27 protein-coding genes are annotated in these 23,567 nt (G+C 39.5%); 11 read left to right on the top strand and 16 right to left on the bottom strand.

Annotated features, from left to right (window positions below; genetic code table 11):
- Positions 1-12: 12 nt before the first annotated feature.
- Positions 13-1,296, top strand: coding sequence for a glutamate-1-semialdehyde 2,1-aminomutase (hemL, locus tag H4J46_RS14245; RefSeq protein WP_182234121.1), 1,284 nt, complete (start codon positions 13-15; stop codon positions 1,294-1,296).
- A gap of 90 nt (positions 1,297-1,386) precedes the next feature.
- On the opposite strand, the gene H4J46_RS14240 is transcribed toward hemL, so the two are convergent.
- The 9 genes from H4J46_RS14240 to zapE all read right to left on the bottom strand — a co-directional run bounded on the left by H4J46_RS14240 (position 1,387) and on the right by zapE (position 9,376).
- Positions 1,387-1,869, bottom strand: coding sequence for a ClpXP protease specificity-enhancing factor (locus H4J46_RS14240; protein WP_259365882.1), 483 nt, complete (start codon positions 1,867-1,869; stop codon positions 1,387-1,389).
- A gap of 11 nt (positions 1,870-1,880) precedes the next feature.
- Positions 1,881-2,522, bottom strand: a complete 642-nt coding sequence (sspA, locus tag H4J46_RS14235; protein WP_182234120.1) for a stringent starvation protein SspA — start codon at positions 2,520-2,522, stop codon at positions 1,881-1,883.
- 97 nt (positions 2,523-2,619) lie between these two features.
- On the bottom strand, positions 2,620-3,318 hold the full coding sequence (locus H4J46_RS14230; RefSeq protein WP_182234119.1) for a cytochrome c1: 699 nt from the start codon (positions 3,316-3,318) through the stop codon (positions 2,620-2,622).
- On the bottom strand, positions 3,315-4,568 hold the full coding sequence (locus H4J46_RS14225) for a cytochrome bc complex cytochrome b subunit (RefSeq protein ID WP_404851802.1): 1,254 nt from the start codon (positions 4,566-4,568) through the stop codon (positions 3,315-3,317). Before H4J46_RS14225 ends, H4J46_RS14230 begins: the two co-directional genes overlap by 4 nt.
- A gap of 14 nt (positions 4,569-4,582) precedes the next feature.
- Entirely contained in the window at positions 4,583-5,173 is a 591-nt protein-coding gene (gene petA / locus H4J46_RS14220) for a ubiquinol-cytochrome c reductase iron-sulfur subunit (RefSeq protein ID WP_182234117.1), read from the bottom strand.
- 996 nt (positions 5,174-6,169) lie between these two features.
- Positions 6,170-6,562, bottom strand: coding sequence for a 30S ribosomal protein S9 (gene rpsI / locus H4J46_RS14215; RefSeq protein ID WP_182136670.1), 393 nt, complete (start codon positions 6,560-6,562; stop codon positions 6,170-6,172).
- A 3-nt stretch (positions 6,563-6,565) separates the two neighbouring features.
- Positions 6,566-6,994 (bottom strand): 50S ribosomal protein L13, encoded by a 429-nt coding sequence (gene rplM, locus H4J46_RS14210; RefSeq protein WP_182136671.1) that lies wholly within the window; start codon positions 6,992-6,994, stop codon positions 6,566-6,568.
- 229 nt (positions 6,995-7,223) lie between these two features.
- Positions 7,224-8,198, bottom strand: coding sequence for a hypothetical protein (locus tag H4J46_RS14205; RefSeq protein WP_182234116.1), 975 nt, complete (start codon positions 8,196-8,198; stop codon positions 7,224-7,226).
- Positions 8,199-8,260: 62 nt separating this feature from the next.
- A complete protein-coding gene (zapE, locus tag H4J46_RS14200) occupies positions 8,261-9,376 on the bottom strand; it encodes a cell division protein ZapE (protein WP_182234115.1) in 1,116 nt (371 codons plus the stop codon).
- Between the two features lie 177 nt (positions 9,377-9,553).
- Between zapE and H4J46_RS14195 the strand changes: the two genes are divergently transcribed.
- The 4 genes from H4J46_RS14195 to H4J46_RS14180 all read left to right on the top strand — a co-directional run bounded on the left by H4J46_RS14195 (position 9,554) and on the right by H4J46_RS14180 (position 14,063).
- Positions 9,554-10,018: a YhcB family protein gene (locus H4J46_RS14195; RefSeq protein WP_182234114.1), complete on the top strand. Its 465-nt coding sequence runs from the start codon at positions 9,554-9,556 to the stop codon at positions 10,016-10,018.
- 119 nt (positions 10,019-10,137) lie between these two features.
- The gene (locus H4J46_RS14190) at positions 10,138-11,505 is read left to right on the top strand and encodes a Do family serine endopeptidase (RefSeq protein WP_182234113.1); all 1,368 of its coding nucleotides are present in this window, start codon (positions 10,138-10,140) and stop codon (positions 11,503-11,505) included.
- Positions 11,506-11,962: 457 nt separating this feature from the next.
- Positions 11,963-12,652 (top strand): glucosaminidase domain-containing protein, encoded by a 690-nt coding sequence (locus tag H4J46_RS14185; protein WP_182234112.1) that lies wholly within the window; start codon positions 11,963-11,965, stop codon positions 12,650-12,652.
- 352 nt (positions 12,653-13,004) lie between these two features.
- Complete coding sequence (locus tag H4J46_RS14180; RefSeq protein ID WP_259365881.1) at positions 13,005-14,063, top strand: trypsin-like peptidase domain-containing protein; 1,059 nt, start codon at positions 13,005-13,007, stop codon at positions 14,061-14,063.
- A gap of 82 nt (positions 14,064-14,145) precedes the next feature.
- Here H4J46_RS14180 and murA read toward each other — a convergent pair whose 3' ends face one another.
- The 7 genes from murA to mlaF form a co-directional block, all read right to left on the bottom strand.
- On the bottom strand, positions 14,146-15,408 hold the full coding sequence (murA, locus tag H4J46_RS14175; protein ID WP_182234111.1) for a UDP-N-acetylglucosamine 1-carboxyvinyltransferase: 1,263 nt from the start codon (positions 15,406-15,408) through the stop codon (positions 14,146-14,148).
- A gap of 27 nt (positions 15,409-15,435) precedes the next feature.
- On the bottom strand, positions 15,436-15,693 hold the full coding sequence (locus tag H4J46_RS14170) for a BolA family protein (RefSeq protein ID WP_182136679.1): 258 nt from the start codon (positions 15,691-15,693) through the stop codon (positions 15,436-15,438).
- A gap of 24 nt (positions 15,694-15,717) precedes the next feature.
- Positions 15,718-16,014: a lipid asymmetry maintenance protein MlaB gene (locus tag H4J46_RS14165; RefSeq protein ID WP_182234110.1), complete on the bottom strand. Its 297-nt coding sequence runs from the start codon at positions 16,012-16,014 to the stop codon at positions 15,718-15,720.
- A 62-nt stretch (positions 16,015-16,076) separates the two neighbouring features.
- Entirely contained in the window at positions 16,077-16,721 is a 645-nt protein-coding gene (locus H4J46_RS14160; RefSeq protein ID WP_220463038.1) for an ABC transporter substrate-binding protein, read from the bottom strand.
- A 2-nt stretch (positions 16,722-16,723) separates the two neighbouring features.
- Positions 16,724-17,194 carry an outer membrane lipid asymmetry maintenance protein MlaD gene (gene mlaD / locus H4J46_RS14155; protein ID WP_182234109.1) on the bottom strand — a complete coding sequence of 157 codons (471 nt, stop codon included), beginning with the start codon at positions 17,192-17,194 and terminating at the stop codon, positions 16,724-16,726.
- Positions 17,195-17,254: 60 nt separating this feature from the next.
- Positions 17,255-18,031, bottom strand: a complete 777-nt coding sequence (gene mlaE / locus H4J46_RS14150) for a lipid asymmetry maintenance ABC transporter permease subunit MlaE (RefSeq protein WP_182234108.1) — start codon at positions 18,029-18,031, stop codon at positions 17,255-17,257.
- A complete protein-coding gene (gene mlaF, locus H4J46_RS14145) occupies positions 18,028-18,837 on the bottom strand; it encodes a phospholipid ABC transporter ATP-binding protein MlaF (protein WP_146879638.1) in 810 nt (269 codons plus the stop codon). The genes mlaE and mlaF overlap by 4 nt, the downstream gene beginning before the upstream one ends.
- A gap of 366 nt (positions 18,838-19,203) precedes the next feature.
- Here mlaF and H4J46_RS14140 point away from each other — a divergent pair, with 366 nt between their 5' ends.
- The 6 genes from H4J46_RS14140 to lptB are packed head-to-tail and all read left to right on the top strand — an operon-like array spanning position 19,204 to position 23,520.
- Positions 19,204-20,184 (top strand): calcium/sodium antiporter, encoded by a 981-nt coding sequence (locus H4J46_RS14140; RefSeq protein WP_182234107.1) that lies wholly within the window; start codon positions 19,204-19,206, stop codon positions 20,182-20,184.
- A 16-nt stretch (positions 20,185-20,200) separates the two neighbouring features.
- Positions 20,201-21,166, top strand: a complete 966-nt coding sequence (locus tag H4J46_RS14135; RefSeq protein ID WP_182234106.1) for a KpsF/GutQ family sugar-phosphate isomerase — start codon at positions 20,201-20,203, stop codon at positions 21,164-21,166.
- A 2-nt stretch (positions 21,167-21,168) separates the two neighbouring features.
- Positions 21,169-21,714: a 3-deoxy-manno-octulosonate-8-phosphatase KdsC gene (kdsC, locus tag H4J46_RS14130; protein ID WP_182234105.1), complete on the top strand. Its 546-nt coding sequence runs from the start codon at positions 21,169-21,171 to the stop codon at positions 21,712-21,714.
- The gene (gene lptC / locus H4J46_RS14125) at positions 21,711-22,277 is read left to right on the top strand and encodes an LPS export ABC transporter periplasmic protein LptC (RefSeq protein WP_182234104.1); all 567 of its coding nucleotides are present in this window, start codon (positions 21,711-21,713) and stop codon (positions 22,275-22,277) included. The genes kdsC and lptC overlap by 4 nt, the downstream gene beginning before the upstream one ends.
- Complete coding sequence (gene lptA, locus H4J46_RS14120; protein ID WP_182234103.1) at positions 22,243-22,788, top strand: lipopolysaccharide transport periplasmic protein LptA; 546 nt, start codon at positions 22,243-22,245, stop codon at positions 22,786-22,788. Before lptC ends, lptA begins: the two co-directional genes overlap by 35 nt.
- Positions 22,789-23,520: an LPS export ABC transporter ATP-binding protein gene (gene lptB, locus H4J46_RS14115; protein WP_182234102.1), complete on the top strand. Its 732-nt coding sequence runs from the start codon at positions 22,789-22,791 to the stop codon at positions 23,518-23,520.
- Positions 23,521-23,567 lie beyond the last annotated feature (47 nt).

Here is a 23,567-nt window from a genome sequence, read left to right as displayed (position 1 = left end):
GAGTAGCATATTATGACAAAAAATTCTCAGCAATTATTTAATGCCGCCCAAGAAATTATTCCTGGTGGCGTAAATTCACCGGTTCGTGCTTTTAACGGCGTAGGTGGCACACCACTGTTTATCAAGAAAGCTCAAGGGGCTTATATTTTTGACGTTGATGGTAAGCAGTATGTCGATTACGTTGGTTCATGGGGACCTATGATCTTAGGACACAATCACCCAGCAATTCTGGCCGCCGTGATTGAAACTGCCCAGAATGGACTTAGCTTTGGCGCTCCAACAGAACTTGAAATAACCATGGCTGAAAAAGTGCGTGAACTTGTGCCTTCAATGGAGAAATTACGTATGACCAGTTCAGGCACTGAAGCAACCATGAGTTCTATACGATTGGCCCGTGGCTTTACTGGTCGTAACAAGATATTAAAATTTGAAGGTTGTTATCACGGCCATGCCGACTCTTTATTAGTCAAGGCTGGCTCAGGCATGTTAACAATGGGCGTGCCAAGTTCTCCCGGCATTCCTGAAGATGTTGCTAAACACACGTTAACCGTTAGCTTTAATAACCTTGATCAAGTAAAAGAAATTTTCGCGGAAATTGGTGATGAAATCGCTTGTATCATTGTTGAACCTGTTGCTGGCAATATGAACTGTGTTCCACCGGTCGAAGGTTTCTTGGAAGGATTACGCGACATTTGTGATCAATATAAAAGCCTCTTAATTTTTGATGAAGTCATGACAGGTTTTCGCATTGCTTTAGGTGGAGCACAAGCTCACTACAACATAGTGCCTGATTTAACTACCTTAGGTAAAGTTATTGGTGGTGGTATGCCGGTAGGCGCTTTTGGTGGTAAAAAAGAAATCATGGATTACATTGCCCCTATTGGTCCTGTTTATCAAGCGGGCACATTATCAGGCAACCCTATTGCGATGGCAGCCGGTTTGGCCTCGTTAAACGAGCTTTGTAAAGGTAATAAGCACGAACAACTGAGTGCTACGACAGAAAAGCTAGCAATGGGCTTAAAAGCCGCTGCAGAGCGCAATGGTATATCATTAGCCGTTAATTATGTTGGTGGTATGTTTGGTTTCTTTTTTACTGAGGAAGAAAACGTGACTTGCTTTGCTCAGGCAACTGCATGTGATGGTGAAAAGTTTAAACGCTTCTTTCATTTAATGTTAGATGAAGGCGTCTATCTTGCCCCTTCTTTATTTGAAGCTGGCTTTGTATCAACGGCACACGGTGAAGCAGAAGTTGAATTTACCTTAGCCGCGGCTGATCGTTGTTTCGCTCAGCTGTAGACTTTAAATTATCAAGCAGAAAATAAAAAAGGTAAGCATAGCGCTTACCTTTTTTAATGGTTAACAAAATTCTAATATACTTAATTTTGCTTACTTTTTTACTACCGACAGGCTGGGCTTTTTCACTTTTGATGCTTGAGTGCTTTGCTGCTTAGCTGACGCTTTGGGCATTATCTTGTTATCTACTGCTTTGACTGAAGACATTTTCACTGGTGCGGGTAAAGGTTCCTCAGTAATAGTGCCTGGCTCAGGGTGCTCAATCGCTAACGATGTGCCAGCACCATTTTCTTTGGCATAAATAGCCACAACGGCACCATAAGGTATGCTCATGTTTTCAAGCTTGCCGCCAAAACGTGCGCTAAGCTCAATAGTTTCTTCACCCATAGCAATACTACCCACAGCTGATGGCGAAACATTTAACACGATTTGACCGTCATTAACATAAGACATAGGCACCATAACACCATAAACATTGACATCAACAACAATGTAAGGTGTTAGGCCGTTATCAAAAATCCAGTCATAAAAAGCCTTAACAACATAAGGCTTATTTGAGCTCATTTCACTTGTCATAGCTTACGACTTTATACTGGAGCGCCAAAGCGTAATTCACGCTCAGACTCAGTTAATGACGCTTGAAATGATTCACGTTCAAATACTCTTAACATGTAAGTTTTTAATTCTTTTGAACCTGGACCGTCAAGCTCAATACCCATAACAGGTAAACGCCACAATAGCGGAGCCAAGTAACAATCAACCAAACTGAATTCTTCACTCATAAAATAAGGCGCTTCATTCAAAATAGGCGCAACACTTAATAAGCTTTCTTTCAATTCTTGACGTGCTTTTGCAGCTGCATCGGCTGGTCCACTGTAGATAACTTTAGCAAGACTGTACCAGTCTTGTTCGATACGATGCATCATTAAACGGCTACGACCACGAGATACCGGGTAAACTGGCATAAGTGGTGGATGCGGAAAACGTTCATCCAAATATTCAATAATAATTGACGCTTCATAAAGCGCTAATTCGCGATCAATTAACGTAGGCACTGTTCCATAAGGATTTAAATCCAATAAATCCTCAGGTAAATCGGCTAAGTCAACCAAGTTAATGTCAACTCCGACACCTTTCTCTGCCAGCACGATGCGGGTTTGATGACTATACATATCATCTGCATGCGAATATAAAGTCATAACAGAGCGTTTGTTTGCGGCGATGGCCATAATGCCTCCAAAAAATTCTTATTTAAAAAACTAACAAAGGGGGCCAAAGCCCCCAATAATATCTAAAGTTTACACTGTTTCACAAAAAAATTTGTAATTAGTGTACATCTCTCCAGTATTCTTTCTTCAGTAAATAGGCAAAGAACAACAAGATAAAAAGGAAACCAATAACCCAATAACCTAAGCTTTCACGCTCAAGTTTATTTGGCTCACCGGTGTATTCCAAGAAATTGGTTAAATCACGAACAAAATTATCGTATTCTTCTGTTGTCATTGAACCACCAGTAGCCTCAGAAAGATTACCTTGCTCATCTATTGTTTTAACACCTTGAAGGTTTTGTAATACATGTGGCATACCCACATCTTTAAAAACTTTATTGTTAACACCAAACGGACGATTTTCATCAACATAAAAAGATCGCAAGTAAGTGTAAATCCAATCGGGGCTTCTAAAGCGTGCTTCAAGTGTTAAATCTGGTGGCGCGCCACCAAACCACTTAGCCGCATCTTTAGCTGGCATAGTATTGGTTATATGATCACCCACTTTTTCACCGGTGTACATATAATTTGCTAAACCATCTTCATCAGAAATACCTAGGTCAGCAAAAGTGCGATTATAACGCTGATATTGCAGCTGATGACAAGCTAAACAATTATTAATGAAAGCTTCAAAACCACGTTTTAGCGAGGCTTTATCACGCAAGTCATTATTAGCCGAATCTAATGGTATGCTGGGTCCAGCCGCCAAAGCGAGCATAGGTAGCACAGCTAAAACTGCTATAATAAATTTTTTCATTTTCCTGTCACCCTATCTGGAACTGGCTTCGTTTTTTCGTTTTTACTGTAAATCCAGATAGCCACAAAAAAGCCAAAGTAACCAAAACTCGCCACAACACCAATCATATTATTCAATGGCGATGCAGGTAAAGTACCTAAAACACCTAAAATAATAAAACAAATAGCGAATTGAACAAGGTTTACTGTATGCGCGGTACAACGGTAACGTATTGATTTAACCACACCACGGTCAAACCAAGGCAACATGAACAAGGCGACAATCGCACCAAACATACCCACAGCGCCTAAAAGCTTATCCGGAATAATACGTAAAATGGTGTAGAAAGGACCAAAGTACCATACGGGTGCTATATGCTCTGGCGTTTTCAGGCCATTAGCCGGCTCAAAGTTTGGAGCTTCTATAAAGTAGCCACCACCTTCTGGCGCAAAGAACATAACCCCGCAAAATATAATCAAGAAGATCACAATAGCGACCAAATCTTTTACTGTGTAATAGGGATGAAAAGGTATAGCATCAACAATATCGTACTTCTTAGTGTACTGCTCATGGAAGGCAAATTTACTTAACTCTTCAGGCGCCACACTGCCTTTAGGCTTTTTAATATTAGTGCCATCTGGGTTGTTTGAACCCACTTCATGTAGCGCTAAAATATGTAGGAAAACTAACACTACCAACACTAATGGCAAGGCAATAACATGTAAGGCAAAGAAACGATTTAATGTCGCTCCTGAGATAACATAGTCACCACGTATCCAAAGCGTTAAGTCATCACCAATAATCGGAATAGCACCAAAAATGGAGATAATCACTTGCGCTCCCCAATATGACATATTACCCCAAGGTAGTAAGTAGCCCATGAAGGCTTCAGCCATTAATACCAAGAAAATCAGCATGCCGAACAGCCACAATAACTCACGAGGTTTTTGGTAAGAGCCATACATCATGCCACGAAACATATGCATATAAATGACAACAAAAAATGCTGATGCACCGGTTGAGTGCATATAACGTAATAACCAACCGTAATCGACGTCACGCATTATATACTCTACAGAAGCAAAGGCACCTTCACCTGATGGTTCGTAGTTCATTGTTAACCACACACCTGTTAACAATTGGTTGACTAAAACAACAGCTGCTAAAATACCAAATACATAAAAAAAGTTGAAATTTTTAGGTGCTGGGTATTGTGTAACATGCTTGTTCATTGCGTCCATTAAAGGTAGACGCTGTTCGATCCAATCCATTAGCTTAAAAGACATTATGCTTCTCCTCCAGACACGCCAATTAACAAGGTGTCTTCGGTAGGGAATGAATGTTCTGGCACCATTAAGTTAGTCGGTGCTGGAACATTTTGGAAAACACGACCAGCCATATCAAATTTAGAGCCATGACAAGGACAGTAAAAGCCGTCTTTAACACCAGCAACTTCCTGATCAAAGTCACCTTTGCGGTAAGTTGGTGCACAACCTAAATGCGTACATACACCCAATGCCACCAATAAATCAGGTTTAATCGAGCGAGATGCATTCGTAGCATAGACAGGTTGTTGCGGCACTTCTGATTGTGGATCTTTTAATTGGTCATCATGGGCACTTAAACCAGAAAGAATTTCTTCTGTTCTGCGCACCACGTACACTGGCTTACCGCGCCATTCAGCACGAATTAATTGACCAGGCTCTATTTTACTTACATTGACTTCAACCGGCGCACCTGCGGCTTTCGCACGAGCACTAGGGTTCCAAGAACCAATGAAAGGCACAGCCACACCGACAACACCAATACCACCGACTACCGAAGTAGCTGCAGTCAAAAAGCGTCGACGACCGTTGTTAACAGGCGCATTGCTCATTCAAACTCTCCAATTATTATCTAGCTAATACAACAACACATGACTAAGAGGATTACCTAGTTATTGTGTAGATTGTTGATCTACTAAATCAACGATAAAAAAATTGCTCTGATAATAAAGAAAACCCCCGTTTTTTACAAGCCAATTAACCTTTTCAAGACAGGTTTATGCAAATAAAAGTCAATTATTATAGCCACACACCCAATGAATAAAAACTATTCGTATTTATTGCTTTATTCCCTTGCAAGTTGCCATAAATTACCGGTCAGTTTTGAGTCTTTAACTGTCGATTAAAAAGAAAAAACTCCTCACTGTTGGTTAAAGTTTTACTTGTAAGCTGGGGATTTTCGCCATATTTTTGAGGTGAATACTAAGCTAAAAGTGACCTTATATCTTCAAGCTAATTGGTTGATTAAAATACACAGATACATTATGCCAATTGAGTAAAATTCAATCAGGATATGGCGCTACATAGTCAGATCTTCATGGCCATGGCTCCAGACTACACATAAGTACCTACCTCCCTGCAAGTAATAGGCTTGCTTGGGGCTATATGACGGTAAATCGTTAAAACAGCGCAGGAGCATATTATCTAGCAATCACTTGTATATGTGCTTAATTGAGGCTTACATGGCTGTAAACCGTTAAAACAACACACGAGTATATTGTCGAGTAATCGCTCGTATATATGCTTGCTCACATCGAATTAGCTTATTATGTTACGCATTGGCATAGAGAACAGTTAATTTATCGCTTTGGTACAGAACAAGTAATATATAACACCAAGAAAATTTGCTATCGCAACACTTTCACATCGACGTGCTTGGGTACACGAATACCATGGAGGCATGCTCATACAGGGGGTATAAGTCGTTAGCGTAATGCAGGAGCAATTGCCGAGATGGCTAATAACGACCATATAATCTTGACATAGCTGGTGTTTTTGACATAAAAAAACCGGCAGAAGCCGGTTTTTGAAATGACATAACGTAAATATTAACGTTTTGAAAATTGTGGCTTTTTACGAGCCTTGTGTAGACCAACTTTCTTACGTTCAACTTTACGAGCATCACGAGTAACGAAACCAGCATTACGTAGAGCACCACGTAAAGTTTCATCGAACTCCATTAATGCACGAGTAATACCGTGACGAATTGCACCAGCTTGACCAGAAATACCACCACCTGTAACTGTGATGTTAAAATCAAACTTTTCTAACATTTCAACTAAATCTAATGGTTGACGAACAACCATACGAGCCGTTTCACGGCCAAAGTATACAGAAATGTCACGTTTGTTAATTGTGATTGCACCGTTACCAGCTTTCATGAACACACGAGCAGTTGAGCTCTTGCGACGACCAGTACCGTAATATTGATTATCAGCCATGACTTACAGCTCCAAAAGTTGTGGTTGTTGTGCAGTATGTTTATGTTCAGTACCCGCGTAAACTTTAAGCTTACGGAACATTTCACGACCTAAAGGACCTTTAGGTAACATACCCTTAACTGCGAATTCAATAACGCGCTCTGGAGCTTTTGCGATTAGCTTTTCAAAGCTAATTTGCTTAAGACCACCAACAAATTCTGTATGCGAGTAGTAAATTTTACCCTTCGCTTTATTACCAGTTACTTTTACTTTCTCAGCATTGATAACAACGATGTAATCGCCAGTATCTACATGAGGAGTAAATTCTGCTTTATGCTTACCGCGCAAACGGCTTGCAATTTCAGTAGCGATACGGCCTAAAGTTTTATTTTCGGCGTCCACTAAGAACCATTCGCGTTGTACGCTCTCTGGTTTAGCTACAAAAGTTTTCATTAAAAAACCCAATTATATAAATGTTACTTAAATAATAACCTAAGAAAACCTCAAGTTATCCGTTAAAGACTACGCCATTGCCCCTTCGAGCATCGAGTCCGTTGCCGGTCCTCTGGAAAAAGAACAGGCTTTGTAACGTAGGGAAGCCGGATTATACAGAACAATACGCAAAAGATCACGCCTAATCATTGATCTTTCTTTACAAGCCAAACGAAATTAACAAAAAGTGCTACTCGTGCTGATTAAACGCTTCATTCAACTGTGACTTGCTCTCTTGCAATGTACTTAACTGCAATTTTACATAGCTAATAGCATGAGCTTTAATGCGTTGATATACCTTAGGATAAAGCGCTCTAATTTGCCATAATGCTGATATTGTTGCTAACTTGTAAGCATGAGTTGCCGATAAGTTGGCGGTTTGAGCATAACCTGCTCGCCAAAGCTCACCTGGTAATTTTTTACCTTTTATTTTGCTATACGCCTGAGTTATTTCTTCCATCAGTAAATGGTTATATTGATAGCTGTTACTAAGAGCAGAAAATGCACTGATTGCCTTTTCATCTTGTTGCATCATGGCATAAATTTCTGCATCTATGATGTGAGCAAATGGTTGTTGGCGTTTAATAAAGGCCGCAACAAAATGCTGATTAATCACACGCATTGAAAATAAATCAGCTCGCCATGCTTTAAACTCGTTTTGATCAGTTCGTTGCCAAGGGACTATAGGCAAATCGTCAGACGGATACTCTTGTGCAATTGTCTTAGCATGCACACATAGATCTGCACTAATTTCAGGGTAATATTGCTGAATTATTCGCAGTCGTTCTATATAGGCATAGGCGTATACTCTACTAAAAATTTGGTAATACAACTTATTACTATCTTGCAATATCAGTTTAGCGTTTTCATCAATTAGCTCATGATTTATTATCGCTTGATCAATAATGACTTGATTCACTAAACTAAATCCGGCATTAATCGCGTGATTTACCGCTTGAGTATTTTCCTCACACGCGCGATTAAATAACTGAGCACGCCATATCAAATGCTCACTCTGCCACATAGTCAAAATAGCTTTTGGCAGATATGCTTTTGTTATTTCATGTGATTTCCTATAAGGATTGTCAGTTACTCCAGCAAAGACACTTAACGACACTAGCAACATCAATACGGCGCTAAAGCTAACAACCTTCTTGTTAATCATTTTTTATAAACTCCATTTTAATATAAAAATAACTTATTATGTTTTACTAATAAAAACATTAATTATGGTAAATGCTCACTTGCTAAATAACTGTGTGACTGCATTTCTTGCAGGCGACTTAAACAACGCTTGAATTCAAAACTTAAACGACCGTCAACATATAAACACTCTAAGGCGACTTCTGCCGAGATAATTAATTTAACATTACGCTCGTAAAATTCATCGACTAAGGCAATAAATCGCCGTGTACTGTCATCATTATCGACGCCCATTTGCATTACATTAGCGAGTAATACCGTATGATATAAACGGCTTAGCTCCATATAATCGCTCTGACTACGCGCAGACTCACACAAGGTTGAAAACTCAAAGTGCACCACGCCATCTGATTCCTGAACGGTTGGTAATGGGCGATTATTAATTTTAATAACCTGGTCTTGTTGACCCGCATCAAGTGACAAACTTTGAAAGTAATACCTTAAATTGTCATCGGCTTGTTGATCCAAGGGAAAATGAAATATTTCTGCTTGCTCCAAAGTGCGAAGACGATAATCAACACCGCTATCAACATTGATAATATCGCAACATTGATTAATTAACTTTATTGCCGGCATAAAACGTTCGCGTTGTAAGCCATTGCGATATAGGTCATCTGGAATAATATTTGATGTCGCCACAAGCGTGACATTGTGAGCAAATAATTCTTCAAATAGAGTCCCTAAAATCATAGCATCGGTAATGTCTGAAACAAAAAACTCATCAAAGCAAATAATGCGGGTTTCATCAGCAAAGCGTTTAGCAATAATTTTTAGCGGGTCAGATTGCCCTTGAAGCAATTTTAACTCTTCATGCACACGATGCATAAAGCGGTGAAAATGCACACGCATTTTATTAGTAAAGGGTAAGCCATCATAAAAGGTATCAACCAGATAGGTTTTACCGCGCCCAACCCCTCCCCAAAAATAAATGCCCTTTATCGGCTTAATTTCGGATTTTTTTACCACGCGCTTCCAGCGATTCAGCACCTTTTTAAAGCCGGTTACTGGCAAAGGTTGAGTCATTAAATCGTCGTACAAACGTTGTAAATTTTTAACTGCATTTTCTTGAGCCGCGTCAAAGAGAAAATCATCGCGGGTTAAATCTTGTGTGTACTTTCCAATTGGAGATAATTTAATCATTTAACTGCCATTTAATTAATACTGACTTTATTTTTATAACGTATAAGCAAGCTAGGCTTGAAATATTTTTTTTTACAAACATATTCACTAGGTAAGTAGCGTGAAGCACGTTATATTAAATTTATTGAAGCTTATTTTCTCTAATTTTTTCCATGAATACAATGAAGGTAAAGAAATATGAATGTTGTTTTAGGACTCGGGCTATTTATTGTTGGCGCAATTGTTGGTTTTTTTGCTAACAGAATGCTGTTTTCATCTGCACAAGAAACACAAAAACTGGCGACTAAAGCTAGCCAAAGTGAAGCAGAATTAGCACGATATAAACTTGACGTAACTGAGCATCTTGCAAACTCTGCCAATTTGCTTGAGCAAATGAACAGTACCTGCCAAGTTGCTATGGCTCAAATGGCGCAAAGCACCCAACTGTTGCAACAAGTAACTCCTGATAATATCGAAAATATGCCCTTTTTCTCTAAAGAAACCCAAGAGCAATTAGCGCAAACCGTAAATCTACGACATGACAAAAAACCTCGTAAACATGACGAAACGACATCAGAGCCTCCGTTAGATTATTCCGGCGCACCTAGTGGCTTGTTTAATGATAAAAAATACAGTGTGACAGATGCTGAAACAAATAATTAGGAACTAATCTTTTTATTGCAGGTCTTTAATTGAGTGACCCCAACAGGTTTGTTTAACTGATTTATTTTACTAAATAATCCTGTTGCTTATTAATACTTTAATTAGGAGTTTTCTGTTACATGAAGAATTTATCAGTTTTAGTAAATATTGTCTTACTTTCCTCAACGATTGCCATGGCAAGTTTACCCGCGCAAGCCAAATTACCTCAATCGTTTAATGGGCAAAACATGCCTAGCCTTGCACCTATGTTAGAGCAAGTAACACCGGGAGTTGTGCTCATTTCAGTTCGTGGCACCCATGAAGTTGAGCAGCGTGTGCCAGAAGCTTTCAAATTTTTCTTTGGTAACCCCCGCCAAGGTCAAGGACAAAACCAACAAACAGAACGACAATTTCGGGGTTTGGGCTCAGGTGTTATTCTGGACGCTGACAAAGGTTACATTGTAACTAATAGCCATGTCATTAACGATGCTGATGAAATTCAAATTACGCTAAAAGATGGTCGTCAACTTGACGCTAAAAAAATTGGTGGTGATGAAGCCAGCGATATCGCTTTATTACAGATAGTAGCGGATGACCTTGTGGCAGTAAAAATTGCAGACTCTGACGACATACGTGTAGGTGATTTTGCGGTTGCCATAGGTAGTCCATTTGGCTTGGGACAGACGGTGACCTCTGGTATCGTCAGCGCCTTAGGTCGCAGTGGCCTAAACGTTGAAAACTACGAAGACTTCATTCAAACCGATGCTGCGATTAATAGTGGTAATTCAGGCGGTGCTTTGATCAACTTACGTGGTGAGCTTATTGGTATCAACACCGCCATCTTAGGTCCTAACGGTGGCAATGTCGGTATTGGTTTTGCCATTCCAAGTAACATGGTACAAAACTTGGTTAATCAAATTATTGAGTTTGGCGAAGTACGACGCGGCGTTTTAGGTGTTGCCGGTCGCAGTGTTACCAGTGAAATTGCTAAAGCAATGGAACTTGAGGTTAATCAAGGCGGTTTTGTCGAACAAGTCATGAAAGATTCAGCCGCTGATGAAGCCGGTATTCGTGCCGGTGATGTCATTATTAAAGTTAACGGTAAAATAATTAAAACCTTTAACGCACTCAGAGGTAAAATTGGTTCAATTGGCGCTGGGCAAACGGTAAAAATTACCGTGATCAGAAAAGACGGTAAAGAAAAAACATATGACGTTACTTTGAAAAAAGCTGACATGGCTAATATTGCAGCCGCGAGTTTACATCCCATGCTTGATGGCGCTGAGCTAGAAAACAATAGTAAAGGTAATGGTATCAGTGTTGCTGAAGTTGCTGAAAACAGTCCTGCTGCAGCAGTGGGTTTACGCAAAGGTGATGTTATTAATGGCATTAATCGCCAACGCATTAATAACATTGGTGAGCTACGTAGTTACTTAAGCGATCATAAAGGCGTTTTTGCACTGAATGTTCAGCGTAACAGCACCTCATTGTTCTTAATGATCCGCTAATACTTTCACCTTAAGAACTATAATTATTTGCTAATGGCACGGCATTAAAGCCTAACAGCTAACCTAAGCACTAGACCAAGCCTGTCACACGACAGGCTTTTTTTATGGTAGTTCTTCTCCCACTATCATAGATTAAAGGTTTAACTTAGGTATGATTAAGACTTATTTTACCAACTACATATCACGTTAAAGACTCACTTTTACTTTGACTGTGTAAACAAGATTACCAGCAATATACCTAGAACTTATTCTAAACAGCTTAACTTATAAAGAGATAAGTGCGCTGTGTATTGAAACTGAAAATATAATAAAACTTGCTTCTATACCTATATGGGTAAACAAACAAATTTTATTGTCAAACAAGGTAAACGCTCAGCTAAGTGAGCTACTTTTCAGAAGATATAAATTATATGCTATTATAGTTGAAGATTTTTTTACCCTTCAAGTAAGGCTTTATATGAAATTAACTTCTTTGCAATCAAAAGTATTTGCTGCACTTATTGCCATACTCTTATTCTCTGCCGTTATTTATTTTTATTCATCAAAAGATACAGCGCTGCCTAAAATGACAGTGCAAGAAAAAAAAGCCAGATTTAAAAACCTCATTATTCCGGCAGTAAACGATGTCTATGCTGAACTTATGGTCCGATATAATAAGGTTTCAGCGTCACTAGAATCAGGTAGTGATACCGATAAAATAGCCAAGCTGAAAGTGGAATATAAAGCAAAAACTGATGCAGAGCTTTTAATGGCACTGAAACCGCACCCTAAAAGTATTGCGATTGCACAAGCGGCAATGGAAAGTTCTTGGGCAACATCTCGTTTTTTTAGAGAAGCTTATAATATATTCGGTGTTTGGTCGTTTGATAAAGATGAACCTAGAATTGCTGCCCTGAAAAAACGTGGTGATAAAACTATTTGGGTCAAAGAATATCCCTCGATAAAAGCCTCTGTTAGCGACTATTATCGAACCATTGCCCGTGGTGGTGCATTTAAAGAGTTTAGAAAATTAAAAATGAAAACTGATGACCCGTTTGCTTTAGTTAAAAAATTAGACCGTTATTCTGAAAAAGGTGCAGAATATGGTCATGAATTAACCTCAATCATTAAGTTTAATAAATTTCATCAACTTGATGCGAATAACTAAAACACCCATAAATTCAACCAATATCCGTTAAAAATAGCGATGGAATTTAACCTTAGCTTAGATTTATAGCATTGAAAATTCCAAATAGGCGAGAAAGATTTCAAGCGATAACAAGCCTATTGATGACAGCCGGCAATAAATTTTATTGCCGGCTTATCCACGATGACGTTATGTCTCAGATCCAAATATCTTTAACTATTTAGCCAACAAAGTCAGTATTTCAGCTATTTAAACCAGGTTAATCTCTGGCCCATACTCAAAGCCAGCTCAGCGATTATCTACGACAAAAACTTTATAACAGCGAAGGCTTTATGTTAATCTATAAAAAATCAGACTAATAAAAATAATCCTGTTGAAAATTATCACTGCCCTAAAGTTTTTCATTCGTTCAGCTAGCTACGGCGTCATGTTTGCCTTGGTTTTGTTGATACTAGTACCTGAGCTGCGTGAAAAAAATATACTTCCTTGGCAATTATTGTCCAGCGCCGAGAAAATACAAGCACCTTTGTCTTATGCAAAAGCGGTGCGTTTAGCTGGCCCTGCTGTAGTGAATATTTACTCTGAAGAAATTCAAGTAAACCCAACTTATGGCCGCCAGCCGCGAAAAGTAACCCGCTTAGGTAGTGGCGTTATCATGCACAGCCAAGGTTACATTTTAACTAACTACCATGTGGTACAAAGTGCTGATTTAACTGTAGTAGTTTTACAACGAGGCCAAGAGCTTCATGCTGAACTCATTGGTTATGATGTCTTGACCGATCTTGCTGTATTAAAAGTACAAGCGAACAATTTGCCGGTTATTCCTCAAATGAGCACATTAACACCGCAAGTCGGTGACGTAGTATTAGCCATAGGTAATCCACTAAATTTAGGACAGACTGTCACGCAAGGCATTGTCAGCGCAACCGGACAAAGTGGTCTAAGTACCAGCTATTTACAGTTTTTACAAATGGATGCCGCTATTAACGAGGGCAATTCTGGTGGTGCTCTGATAAATTCTAATGGTGAGTTAGTCGGTATTAATTCAAGAAAATTTACCCAAGCGAATCCTAATCTCAATATTCAGGGCATATTTTTTGCTGTACCTTATCAATTAGCACGTACCATTATGTTAAAAATTATTGAACATGGTCGCGTGGTACGTGGCTGGCTTGGTGTTGAGGCAAACGATTCTGTGACTAATCTTAAGGGCTTTATTATTGGTGCAGTAACGCCAGAAAGTCCGGCTATGATAGCTGGATTACAATCAGGTGATGTGGTTTATCAAATAGATGATATTAGATTACAAAATGCAAAACAAGGCTTAGACGTTGTTGCTGAGGCTCCGCCTGGTACTGTGTTGAGCTTTATGATCTCTCGCGATAATCAACAATTAATATTACCGGTGACTATTGTTGAAGTACCAAAGTAAATACTGCCAGCAATGCACCAAGCAAATAAAAATCCCAGCAAAGTAGCTGGGATTTTTATCACGCGCTAACGCTTAATTAACCTTATTTAACCGTAATACGGGTGATATTTGCGCCTAACGCTTGCAGCTTATCTTCAATTTTTTGATAGCCACGATCAATATGGTAAATACGATCTACTTGTGTTTCAGTGCCTGCAACGAGTCCCGCAATAACTAAGCTCGCAGAGGCACGTAAATCAGTCGCCATCACTTGCGCACCATTTAACTGCTCCACACCGGTACTTATGGCTATATTGCCTTCAAGACTTATATTTGCCCCCATACGCTGTAGTTCAGGCACATGCATGAAGCGATTTTCAAAAATCGTTTCAGTTGTTGTTGCTGTGCCATCGGCTATAGCATTAAGTGCAACAAATTGTGCTTGCATATCGGTTGGAAATTCCGGATGAGGTGCGGTGCGTATATTGACCGCTTTTGGCCTTGAGGTCATTTCCAGCTCTATCCAGTCATCACCTGTGGTGATAGCTGCACCAGCTTCTCTTAACTTAGCCAGTACCGCATCTAAAGCTTTAGGATCAGTGTTTACACACTTTACTTTACCTTGAGTGACTGCTGCTGCAACTAAAAATGTCCCGGTTTCTATTCGATCTGGCATAACTGAATAACCTGCACCATGAAGCTTTGCAACACCGGTAATCCTTAAGGTGTCAGTGCCTGCGCCTGAAACTTTAGCACCCATGCCATTTAAACAATGCGCTAGATCAACAATTTCAGGCTCACGCGCTGCATTCTCGATAATAGTGATGCCATCAGCCAAAGCTGCAGCCATCATTAAATTTTCAGTACCGGTAACACTGACGGTGTCCATAAAGATAGTAGCACCTTTAAGTCGACCACTATTGCGCGCAATGATATAACCATTTTCAACGGCTATATCTGCACCCATTAACTTTAAACCATGAATATGCAAGTTAACAGGTCGTGCGCCAATGGCACAACCGCCAGGTAAAGACACTTCAGCATGGCCAAAACGGGCAAGTAAAGGCCCTAAAACCAAGATAGAAGCGCGCATGGTCTTCACTAAGTCATATGACGCGCGACAATGCTCGATACTACTAGTATCAATCATCAAACTACTCTCACTAAGCCACTGACATTTAGCGCCTAATTGTGACAATAGTTTAATCGTCGTTTCTATATCATTAAGTTTAGGAACATTGGAAAAAGTAATCGGAGTTTCTGAGAGCAATGCCGACATTAGAATAGGTAATGCCGCATTTTTTGCGCCTGAAATAGTTACTTCGCCATGTAGTGGTTGCCCACCAATAATTTTAAATGCGTCCAAGAGTATATTCTTTTATGTCGGTATGAATTAAAGGGGTAGGTTAAACATTTTTTCACGACGCCAGTCAGACGTTGTGAAGGTTTTAATGGATACCGCGTGAATGACACCTTCGTTGATAATTTTCGCTAAAGGGGCATAAATTGTTTGTTGTTTTTTCACTCGGCTTAAATCACCTAAAAAGTCAGCAATGGCAATTACTTTACATTGTGAACCATCAAATGCTACATGAATCTCATCTAATTCAACGGCATCGGTAATTAATTTTTCTATCTCTTTTACTTCCACTTTTTGCTCCAAATAGCGTGTAGATTAAGGGGTTTCTATCGGCAATAACGTATCAACTGCACTTAACGTTGCCAGCTTTAATAAATCTTCAGGTAAATTAATCAAACTGATATGACAAGCTTTGCTAGTCGCCAGTTCAATTAATAATAAAATCCATGCTAACCCTGCGGTGTCAACTTGACTCACCTTAGCTAAGTCAATAATAATTCGTTTATTATTGACTAATTTACGATACTTTTTATCAAATGCAGGCGTTATTGTAGCACGGGTTAACGCACCACTAAAAATCGCTTTTTGCTCTGCTTGTTGGACTTCTATCATTTTAATCTGCTAACAACCTTATCATATGCTACTTTGTCTGTATGCTTGGCAAAAATTAAATTTTATGATTTAAAAACAATACTTTTTGCACTTTTTTCTTTCAGCATTTCAGTGACATAAGCTAGCCCTTTTTGACGGATCAAACCACTTAACTCTGCTTGTTTGCTGTCAAGTAAGCTAACACCTTCTGCTACCATATCATAAGCTTTCCAGTCGCCGGTTTTTTTATGCTTGCGCACACGAAAGGAAATATTAATGGGACCACGGCCTGGCTCCATTACACTAGTATCAACAGACACTACGCGATGTTCAGCAAAATTTTCTGCCGGTGCAAATTCGACCTTTTGGTTATCATACAAGGTAAAAACCTGCGCATAAGCTGTGATAAGATACTCACGAAATGCCGGTACAAACTCAGCTCGGTCAGCCTGATTGGTTTTCTTAAAGTTACTACCAATGACTTTATAGGCGGCATATTGATAATTTATGTACGGCATTAATTCTTCACGAACGATCGTTTTCAATAAATTAGGCTCTGCACGTATCGCCACTTGTTCATTGGCAAAGCGCTTAAAAGTGATCTCGGCAACCGTTTTAATCATTTGATAAGGGTCTTTTTTATCAACATCTCCTGTCGCGCTAGCCGGTATCGACAAACCTAGCAGTGCTAAACAAAAAAAGCATTTTTTCATTGCATTATTTATCATTATTAATCACCACTGCCTTGGCTAAATAAAAACTGACCAATCAGTTCTTCTAATATCAATGCAGGCTTGGTATCTTCAATATAATCACCTGGTTTTAAAATTTCAACCGAGCTGTGAATAAAGCCAGGTAACAAACCTATGTATTGTTCACCTAATAAACCCGCCGTTAATATTGACACTGAAGTCGCTTCTGAGAAGTTATTATACTCAGTAAAAATCTCCAAAGTCACTAAAGGCGTATAATCTGCACTGTCTAACGAAATTGCACTGACACGGCCGATGACAACACCCCCCACTTTGATTGGCGAGCGAACTTTCAAGCCGCCAATATTGTCAAATTTGGCATATAACTGATATGTGTTGCCAGTGCCTGTAATACCGCTGTCAGCTACTTTTAGTGCTAGCATTAACAATGCAGCAATACCAATTGCAGCAAATAGTCCGACCAATAATTCTATTTTTTTCGACACCATGTCTTCCACCAAATTCAAATAATATTTAACTAAATAACCGCTATAAGTTTTTTACAAAGATTAACTTGTAAACATTAACGCGGTTAATACAAAATCTAATCCTAAAACTAATAGTGACGATTGCACTACGGTTGACGTTGTTGCTCGGCTAATACCTTCAGAGGTTGGCTCGCAAGCATAACCTTTATAAACTGCGATCCAAGTCACCACAAAAGCAAAGACTAAGCTTTTAATAATGCCATTTAAAATGTCTTTTTCGAATGACACTTGTGACTGCATTACCGACCAAAACGTACCGCTGTCAACACCTAACCAATCAACACCAACTAGATGAGCACCTAGAATACCCACCGCAGAAAATATAGCAGCTAACAGTGGCAAACTGATAAAGCCAGCCCAAAAGCGTGGGGCAATAACACGACGCAAAGGATCTACTGCCATCATTTCAAGACTAGAAAGTTGCTCTGTTGCTTTCATCAAACCTATTTCAGCAGTCAGTGCAGACCCAGCTCGACCAGCAAAAAGTAAGGCGGCAACCACTGGACCTAACTCACGTAATAACGATAAGGCTACCATGGGTCCTAAGCTGGCTTCAGCGCCAAAATCAACCAGAATAGTATAGCCCTGTAAAGCCAACACCATACCGATAAACAAACCCGAAACAACGATGATAACTAAAGATAATACGCCAACAGAGTACAATTGGCTCAACAACAAAGGAAAACCTTTGCGTGGGTTCGGAATATGAAAGAGTGCTGATGCTAGCATCAACAAAGCTCTACCTAAGCCTGAGATTTGTTCGATAATGCTATGACCCAATATTTGCAGCTGATTCACTTCTCAACACCTCGACCAATTAACTCTTCACTGTATGACGCCGCAGGATAATGAAATGGCACAGGGCCATCAGCTTCACCTTTAACAAACTGCTGCACTAAAGGTGAGGTGTGCGCGTAGATTTCTTCCGGCGTGCCTTGGCCAATAATTTTTTGCTCAGCAATAATATAAATATAATCTGCAATACTCATCGCTTCTGGGACATCATGAGAAACCACCACAGAGGTTAATCCCAATGCATCACCTAGTTGATGAATGAGCCGGACAATCACGCCCATAGAAATAGGGTCTTGGCCAGCAAAGGGCTCATCGTAAAGAATAAGTTCAGGGTCAAGCGCAATTGAGCGAGCTAATGCTGCTCGACGCGCCATACCACCAGAGAGCTCGCTTGGACGTAAATTTCTTGCACCACGCAAACCCACCGCCTCTAATTTCATTAGCACCATTTTTTCAATGATGTCTTCTGATAACTGAGTATGCTCGCGTATAGGAAAGGCAATATTGTCGTAAACACTCATGTCAGTAAACAAGGCACCGCTTTGAAATAGCATACTCATACGTTTACGTATTTCATATAACGCACTACGAGACAATTTTGGAATGTCGTGACCATCGAAAAGGATTTGCCCAGACTCTGGTTTAATTTGACCACCAATTAAGCGCAATAACGTTGTTTTACCAATACCACTTGGGCCCATTATCGCGGTAACTTTACCTTTAGGAATAGACAAACTAATGCCATCATAAATAACACGCTCGTTACGCTTAAAGGTCATGTTTTTGATATCAACTAAAATTTCAGACATATCGCTTGGAATAACATCACTGTTAATTATTGTTTTATGTAGTAGAATTCTACCGCAGCACAACACCTCAGTCATCACAAATTCACAACTATTTGGTGCGAAAAGAGTAACCAAAAGTATATAAGTGTAACGCAAGTGTAAAGTTAGCGTAATGAATAAGCCTTTTTTTTAGCTTAGTTATTTTATTGTCAATCCACGTGCCAATAATATCAGAAAAAGTTTATAATGCTTTTCGCTCACGTAATGTTAGCAAAATGAGTATTAATTGAGTGTCATCGGTTACCATCAGTGGTTTATAATTCCTCTTTGTCTTTCATCAATTAGCACAAACACTATTTATTTATCTTAGCCAAACAGGAGCTTTGAATGTTCATCCAAATTTTGATCTTATTACTTTCACTAATTACTTTAGTGTGGAGTGCAGACAAGTTTGTATTTGGTGCCTCAGCATTAGCACGAAATCTGGGTATTTCTCCCATGATAATTGGCTTAACTATTGTTGCTATGGGCTCTTCAGCACCTGAAATCATGATAGCGGTCACCGCTTCTTTACAGGGTAATGTAGATACTGCCGTTGGCAATGCCATTGGCTCAAATATTACCAACATTGCCTTAGTGTTAGGCTTAACGGCACTGTTTCATCCTTTATCGGTTTCCTCAACGACCATTAAACGTGAAATCCCGCTTATTTTAGTTGTTACGGCTATCGCGACATATATGCTAGCCAACAGCAACTTTAGTTTTAATGAAGGCTTAATACTGATTATCGGTTTTGTACTTTATATCGCTACCTTGCTTATTGTCACGTTAAGGCGATCAAAACAAAACCCTATCGACGATAAAATGGTGTTAGAAGCAGAACAAGAAGTGCCTGATGGGGTCAGTACCAAACACTCGGTAATTTGGTTAGTGGTCGGTATGATATTACTGCCACTCAGTGCTAGTTTTTTAGTTGACTCATCGATATTTATAGCCAAAGCTTTTGGTATTAGTGATTTAGTCATCGGCTTAACGGTCATTGCTATTGGCACTAGCCTACCTGAGTTAGCGGCCAGTATTATGAGTATCATTAAAAAAGAAGATGATTTAGCGCTTGGTAATATTATTGGCTCGAATATCTTTAATATACTTGCGGTTTTATCGCTAGCTGGCTTAATTGCGCCGGGCGATATCGATCATGCCGCCGCGGTGCGTGACGCACCATTTATGCTGGCAACAACCTTCTTATTATTTATACTTTGTTTTAGTCGAGGTGGAAAATTTCGCATCACGCGGGCGAAAGGGTTACTATTATTAGCCGTATTTATTGGTTATCAAGTACTACTTTTTAGTCAAATTAACAGGTAACAAGTGGTTTATAGCAATGAAAAACTTTAAACAATTAGCACTAAATGTCATTAACATTGAGCAGCAAGCTATTGCACAATTGTCGCAATTTATTGACGACGACTTTGCTCAAGCTTGTGAGTTAATGTTTAATTGTCGAGGCCGCGTTATCGTGATCGGTATGGGAAAGTCAGGGCATATTGGAGGCAAAATTGCCGCAACCTTAGCAAGTACCGGCACACCGGCATTTTTTGTTCACCCAGGTGAGGCAAGCCATGGCGATCTAGGTATGGTGACTGTTGATGATGTGGTACTGACCATTTCTAATTCGGGTGAAACTGGCGAAGTCTTGGCGATTATTCCGGTCTTAAAGCGTATTGGCACAAAACTCATCGCCATGACGGGTAATCCTGACTCTACGCTGGCTAAACTTGCCGATAGCCATGTTTGTGTAAAAGTAGCACAAGAAGCTTGCCCATTAGGCTTGGCACCGACCTCTAGCACCACAGCAACCTTGGTAATGGGCGATGCCCTAGCGGTGGCTTTATTGAATGCGCGCGGCTTTACTGCAGATGATTTTGCCTTATCTCACCCCGGTGGTAGCTTAGGTAAAAGACTATTATTACGCTTGGCCGATATCATGCACAAAGACGAACGCCTACCAAGAGTAAGCCAAGTAGCTAAAATAAAAGATGCCTTAGTTGAAATGTCACTAAAAGGCTTGGGTATGACCGCTGTTGTTGACGCAAACAATAGCTTAATAGGCCTGTTTACTGATGGTGATTTACGCCGTATTTTAGATGAAGAAATTAATATTCACCAAGACAGTATTACTAGCGTAATGACAAAAAATCCTTTAGTGGCTAAGCAGGATATGCTGGCGGCTGAGGCATTAAAGATCATGGAAGATAAAAAAATTAACGGTTTAATTATTGTTAACGATAATAACCAACCCATTGGCGCTATGAACATGCATGACTTATTAAAATCTGGAGTGCTCTAAAGTTGAACAGCTTATACGGAAAAGTAGCGCCAAGTATTTGGCAAAAAGCGCAAAAAATCAAACTCTTGGTTTGCGATATAGACGGCGTTTTTTCAGATGGTCGTATTTATTTAGGTAATAATGGTGAGGAATTAAAAGCCTTTCATACTAAAGATGGTTATGGCGTTAAAGCCTTAGGTGCAAGTGGCGTTGATGTAGCCGTGATTACGGGCAGAACTTCATCCATCGTGCAAACACGTATGAGCGCATTAAATGTTAAGCACATAGTGCAAGGTGAAGAAAATAAGCTACCCGCTTTAAAAACTATGCTCGCCACATTAAAGTTAATACCTGAACAAGTGGCTTATATCGGCGACGATATGCCAGATTTTGACTGCCTTAATTATGTTGGTTTTAGTATTGCGGTTAATGACGCCCACCCCGCCATTTTGAAATCTTGTGACTACATCACCTATACCCGAGGTGGGTTCGGTGCCGTGCGCGAAACTTGCGATCTTATTATGCAAAGCCAAAATACCCTAGCTGATGCTACGGGTGCTAGCGTATGAATCGCATATACCTTGTCAGTCTAAGCTTATTTCTATTGGCCTTAACCACTTATGGCTTACTTGAATGGTATGGCGCGAAGGAAGAAACCAGCAACATCCTCGATACCGCTAATAACCCTGAATTTATTGCTGAAAACCTTAACAGTGATGTTTATAAAACCACGGGGGCATTATCTTATAATGTAGAAGCAAAACGCATGGAACATTATGCTGAATTAGGGGTCACACACTTTGAATATCCACGCTATACCTTATATCCAAGGAACAACAAACCTACTTGGCAAATAACCGCCAATGAAGGCACCTTATATAATAACAATCGCGTAAAATTAGCAAACCGCGTACGTTTAATCGCCACTGATCAAGAAAGTTTGATACAGGAAGTGCATGGTAAAAATTTAGAAATGGACTTAAAAACTAATATTATCAGCTCAGAGCAAACTATCTTAATATTAGGTAAAGGATTTACTATGTATGGCTCAGGATTAATTGTAGACTTAAACACAACACAGATGACATTGACCGAACATGTACAAACTATTTATAAAAAAATTAAAAAATAACTTATATTACTTCACTACTTTAGCATTATTAGTGCCTGTGGCAAGTGCAGAAAAATTTGACGTAGAACAAGAGATTAAAATATCTTCTTCACGCCAAGCGGCCGATCTCAAAAATAAAATATTCAGTTATATTGATAATGTCATTATTACTCAAGGCACACTAACCATACATGCCGAGTTAGTCCAGGTTATTACCCAAGAAAAAAGTGACAACAAAATTTATATTGCCAAAGGCTCACCGGCGACCTTTGAACAAACGCTTCAAGATGGTAGTCCAATCAATTTGCAAGCCAATGAAATTCGTTATGAACCGAGTATGAATAACGTCGTTATTTCAGGCAATGCCCTCCTTAGCCAAGAAGGCAGTAAAGTGAGTGGCAGTAAAATCACCTACAATTTTGCCACAGAATATGTCAATGCCGAAAGCCTAGAAAACGCTAAAGTTGAAACTGTCTTACAGCCAAAGAAAAAAATTGAATTGCCTATAAAATCAAAGGATAAGCAAGAGTAAATGTCAACTTCTACATTATCAGCAACCGGCCTTGCCAAGTCTTATAAAGGCAGAAAAGTTGTTAAAAACGTTAGTATGCACGTCTCAGCTGGACAAATTGTTGGCTTATTAGGGCCAAATGGCGCAGGTAAAACCACCTCTTTTTATATGATTGTTGGCTTGGTAAAGAACGACAGTGGTGCAATTGTCTTAAATGATGAAGATATAACCTTACTGCCGATGCACGAGCGCGCGAGAAAAGGTATCGGTTATTTACCACAAGAAGCGTCTATTTTTCGTAAGTTATCTGTTCATGACAACATTATGGCTATTTTACAAACACGTAAATCACTTAATGATGTTGACCGACAAGAAAAACTTGAACATTTATTAGAAGAGTTCAACATAGGCCATATAAAAGATAACTTAGGCATGAGTTTATCTGGCGGTGAGCGCCGACGAGTTGAAATAGCACGGGCATTAGCCGCAGATCCTAAATTTATACTACTGGATGAACCCTTTGCCGGTGTTGACCCAATTTCGGTAGGTGATATAAAAAAAATTATCCTACACTTAAAAGATCGTGGCATAGGTATTTTGATCACAGATCACAATGTGCGAGAAACACTCGACGTTTGTGAACATGCCTACATTGTTAGTCATGGCGAGCTTATCGCTGAAGGTAATTCAAAGCAAATTCTTGCAAATCAACATGTAAGAGATGTATACCTTGGCGAACAATTCACGCTATAGTGAATAAAGCCAATTGAATTAATGAATTTGAATAGGGAAAAGAAAAC

This window comes from Colwellia sp. MB02u-6, assembly GCF_014077095.1.
In the GTDB taxonomy this organism is placed as follows: Bacteria; Pseudomonadota; Gammaproteobacteria; order Enterobacterales; family Alteromonadaceae; genus Cognaticolwellia.
The sequence above is the reverse complement of the archived record's forward strand: the minus strand, read 5'-3'. Positions and strand labels throughout refer to the sequence as shown.

Excerpts from the sequence above, each read along its gene's own strand:
- mlaD (WP_182234109.1), bottom strand. The coding sequence starts at position 17,194 with ATGGTGTCGAAAAAAATAGAATTATTGGTCGGACTATTTGCTGCAATT.
- lptC (WP_182234104.1), top strand. The coding sequence starts at position 21,711 with ATGAATCGCATATACCTTGTCAGTCTAAGCTTATTTCTATTGGCCTTA.
- H4J46_RS14195 (WP_182234114.1), top strand. The coding sequence starts at position 9,554 with ATGAATGTTGTTTTAGGACTCGGGCTATTTATTGTTGGCGCAATTGTT.
- H4J46_RS14165 (WP_182234110.1), bottom strand. The coding sequence starts at position 16,014 with ATGATAGAAGTCCAACAAGCAGAGCAAAAAGCGATTTTTAGTGGTGCG.
- sspA (WP_182234120.1), bottom strand. The coding sequence starts at position 2,522 with ATGGCCATCGCCGCAAACAAACGCTCTGTTATGACTTTATATTCGCAT.
- zapE (WP_182234115.1), bottom strand. The coding sequence starts at position 9,376 with ATGATTAAATTATCTCCAATTGGAAAGTACACACAAGATTTAACCCGC.
- H4J46_RS14135 (WP_182234106.1), top strand. The coding sequence starts at position 20,201 with ATGAAAAACTTTAAACAATTAGCACTAAATGTCATTAACATTGAGCAG.
- lptB (WP_182234102.1), top strand. The coding sequence starts at position 22,789 with ATGTCAACTTCTACATTATCAGCAACCGGCCTTGCCAAGTCTTATAAA.
- H4J46_RS14190 (WP_182234113.1), top strand. The coding sequence starts at position 10,138 with ATGAAGAATTTATCAGTTTTAGTAAATATTGTCTTACTTTCCTCAACG.
- H4J46_RS14225 (WP_404851802.1), bottom strand. The coding sequence starts at position 4,568 with ATGGATTGGATCGAACAGCGTCTACCTTTAATGGACGCAATGAACAAG.
- petA (WP_182234117.1), bottom strand. The coding sequence starts at position 5,173 with ATGAGCAATGCGCCTGTTAACAACGGTCGTCGACGCTTTTTGACTGCA.
- mlaF (WP_146879638.1), bottom strand. The coding sequence starts at position 18,837 with ATGTCTGAAATTTTAGTTGATATCAAAAACATGACCTTTAAGCGTAAC.
- rplM (WP_182136671.1), bottom strand. The coding sequence starts at position 6,994 with ATGAAAACTTTTGTAGCTAAACCAGAGAGCGTACAACGCGAATGGTTC.
- rpsI (WP_182136670.1), bottom strand. The coding sequence starts at position 6,562 with ATGGCTGATAATCAATATTACGGTACTGGTCGTCGCAAGAGCTCAACT.
- H4J46_RS14185 (WP_182234112.1), top strand. The coding sequence starts at position 11,963 with ATGAAATTAACTTCTTTGCAATCAAAAGTATTTGCTGCACTTATTGCC.
- lptA (WP_182234103.1), top strand. The coding sequence starts at position 22,243 with ATGTACAAACTATTTATAAAAAAATTAAAAAATAACTTATATTACTTC.
- H4J46_RS14205 (WP_182234116.1), bottom strand. The coding sequence starts at position 8,198 with ATGATTAACAAGAAGGTTGTTAGCTTTAGCGCCGTATTGATGTTGCTA.
- H4J46_RS14230 (WP_182234119.1), bottom strand. The coding sequence starts at position 3,318 with ATGAAAAAATTTATTATAGCAGTTTTAGCTGTGCTACCTATGCTCGCT.
- hemL (WP_182234121.1), top strand. The coding sequence starts at position 13 with ATGACAAAAAATTCTCAGCAATTATTTAATGCCGCCCAAGAAATTATT.
- H4J46_RS14140 (WP_182234107.1), top strand. The coding sequence starts at position 19,204 with ATGTTCATCCAAATTTTGATCTTATTACTTTCACTAATTACTTTAGTG.
- H4J46_RS14240 (WP_259365882.1), bottom strand. The coding sequence starts at position 1,869 with ATGACAAGTGAAATGAGCTCAAATAAGCCTTATGTTGTTAAGGCTTTT.
- H4J46_RS14160 (WP_220463038.1), bottom strand. The coding sequence starts at position 16,721 with ATGATAAATAATGCAATGAAAAAATGCTTTTTTTGTTTAGCACTGCTA.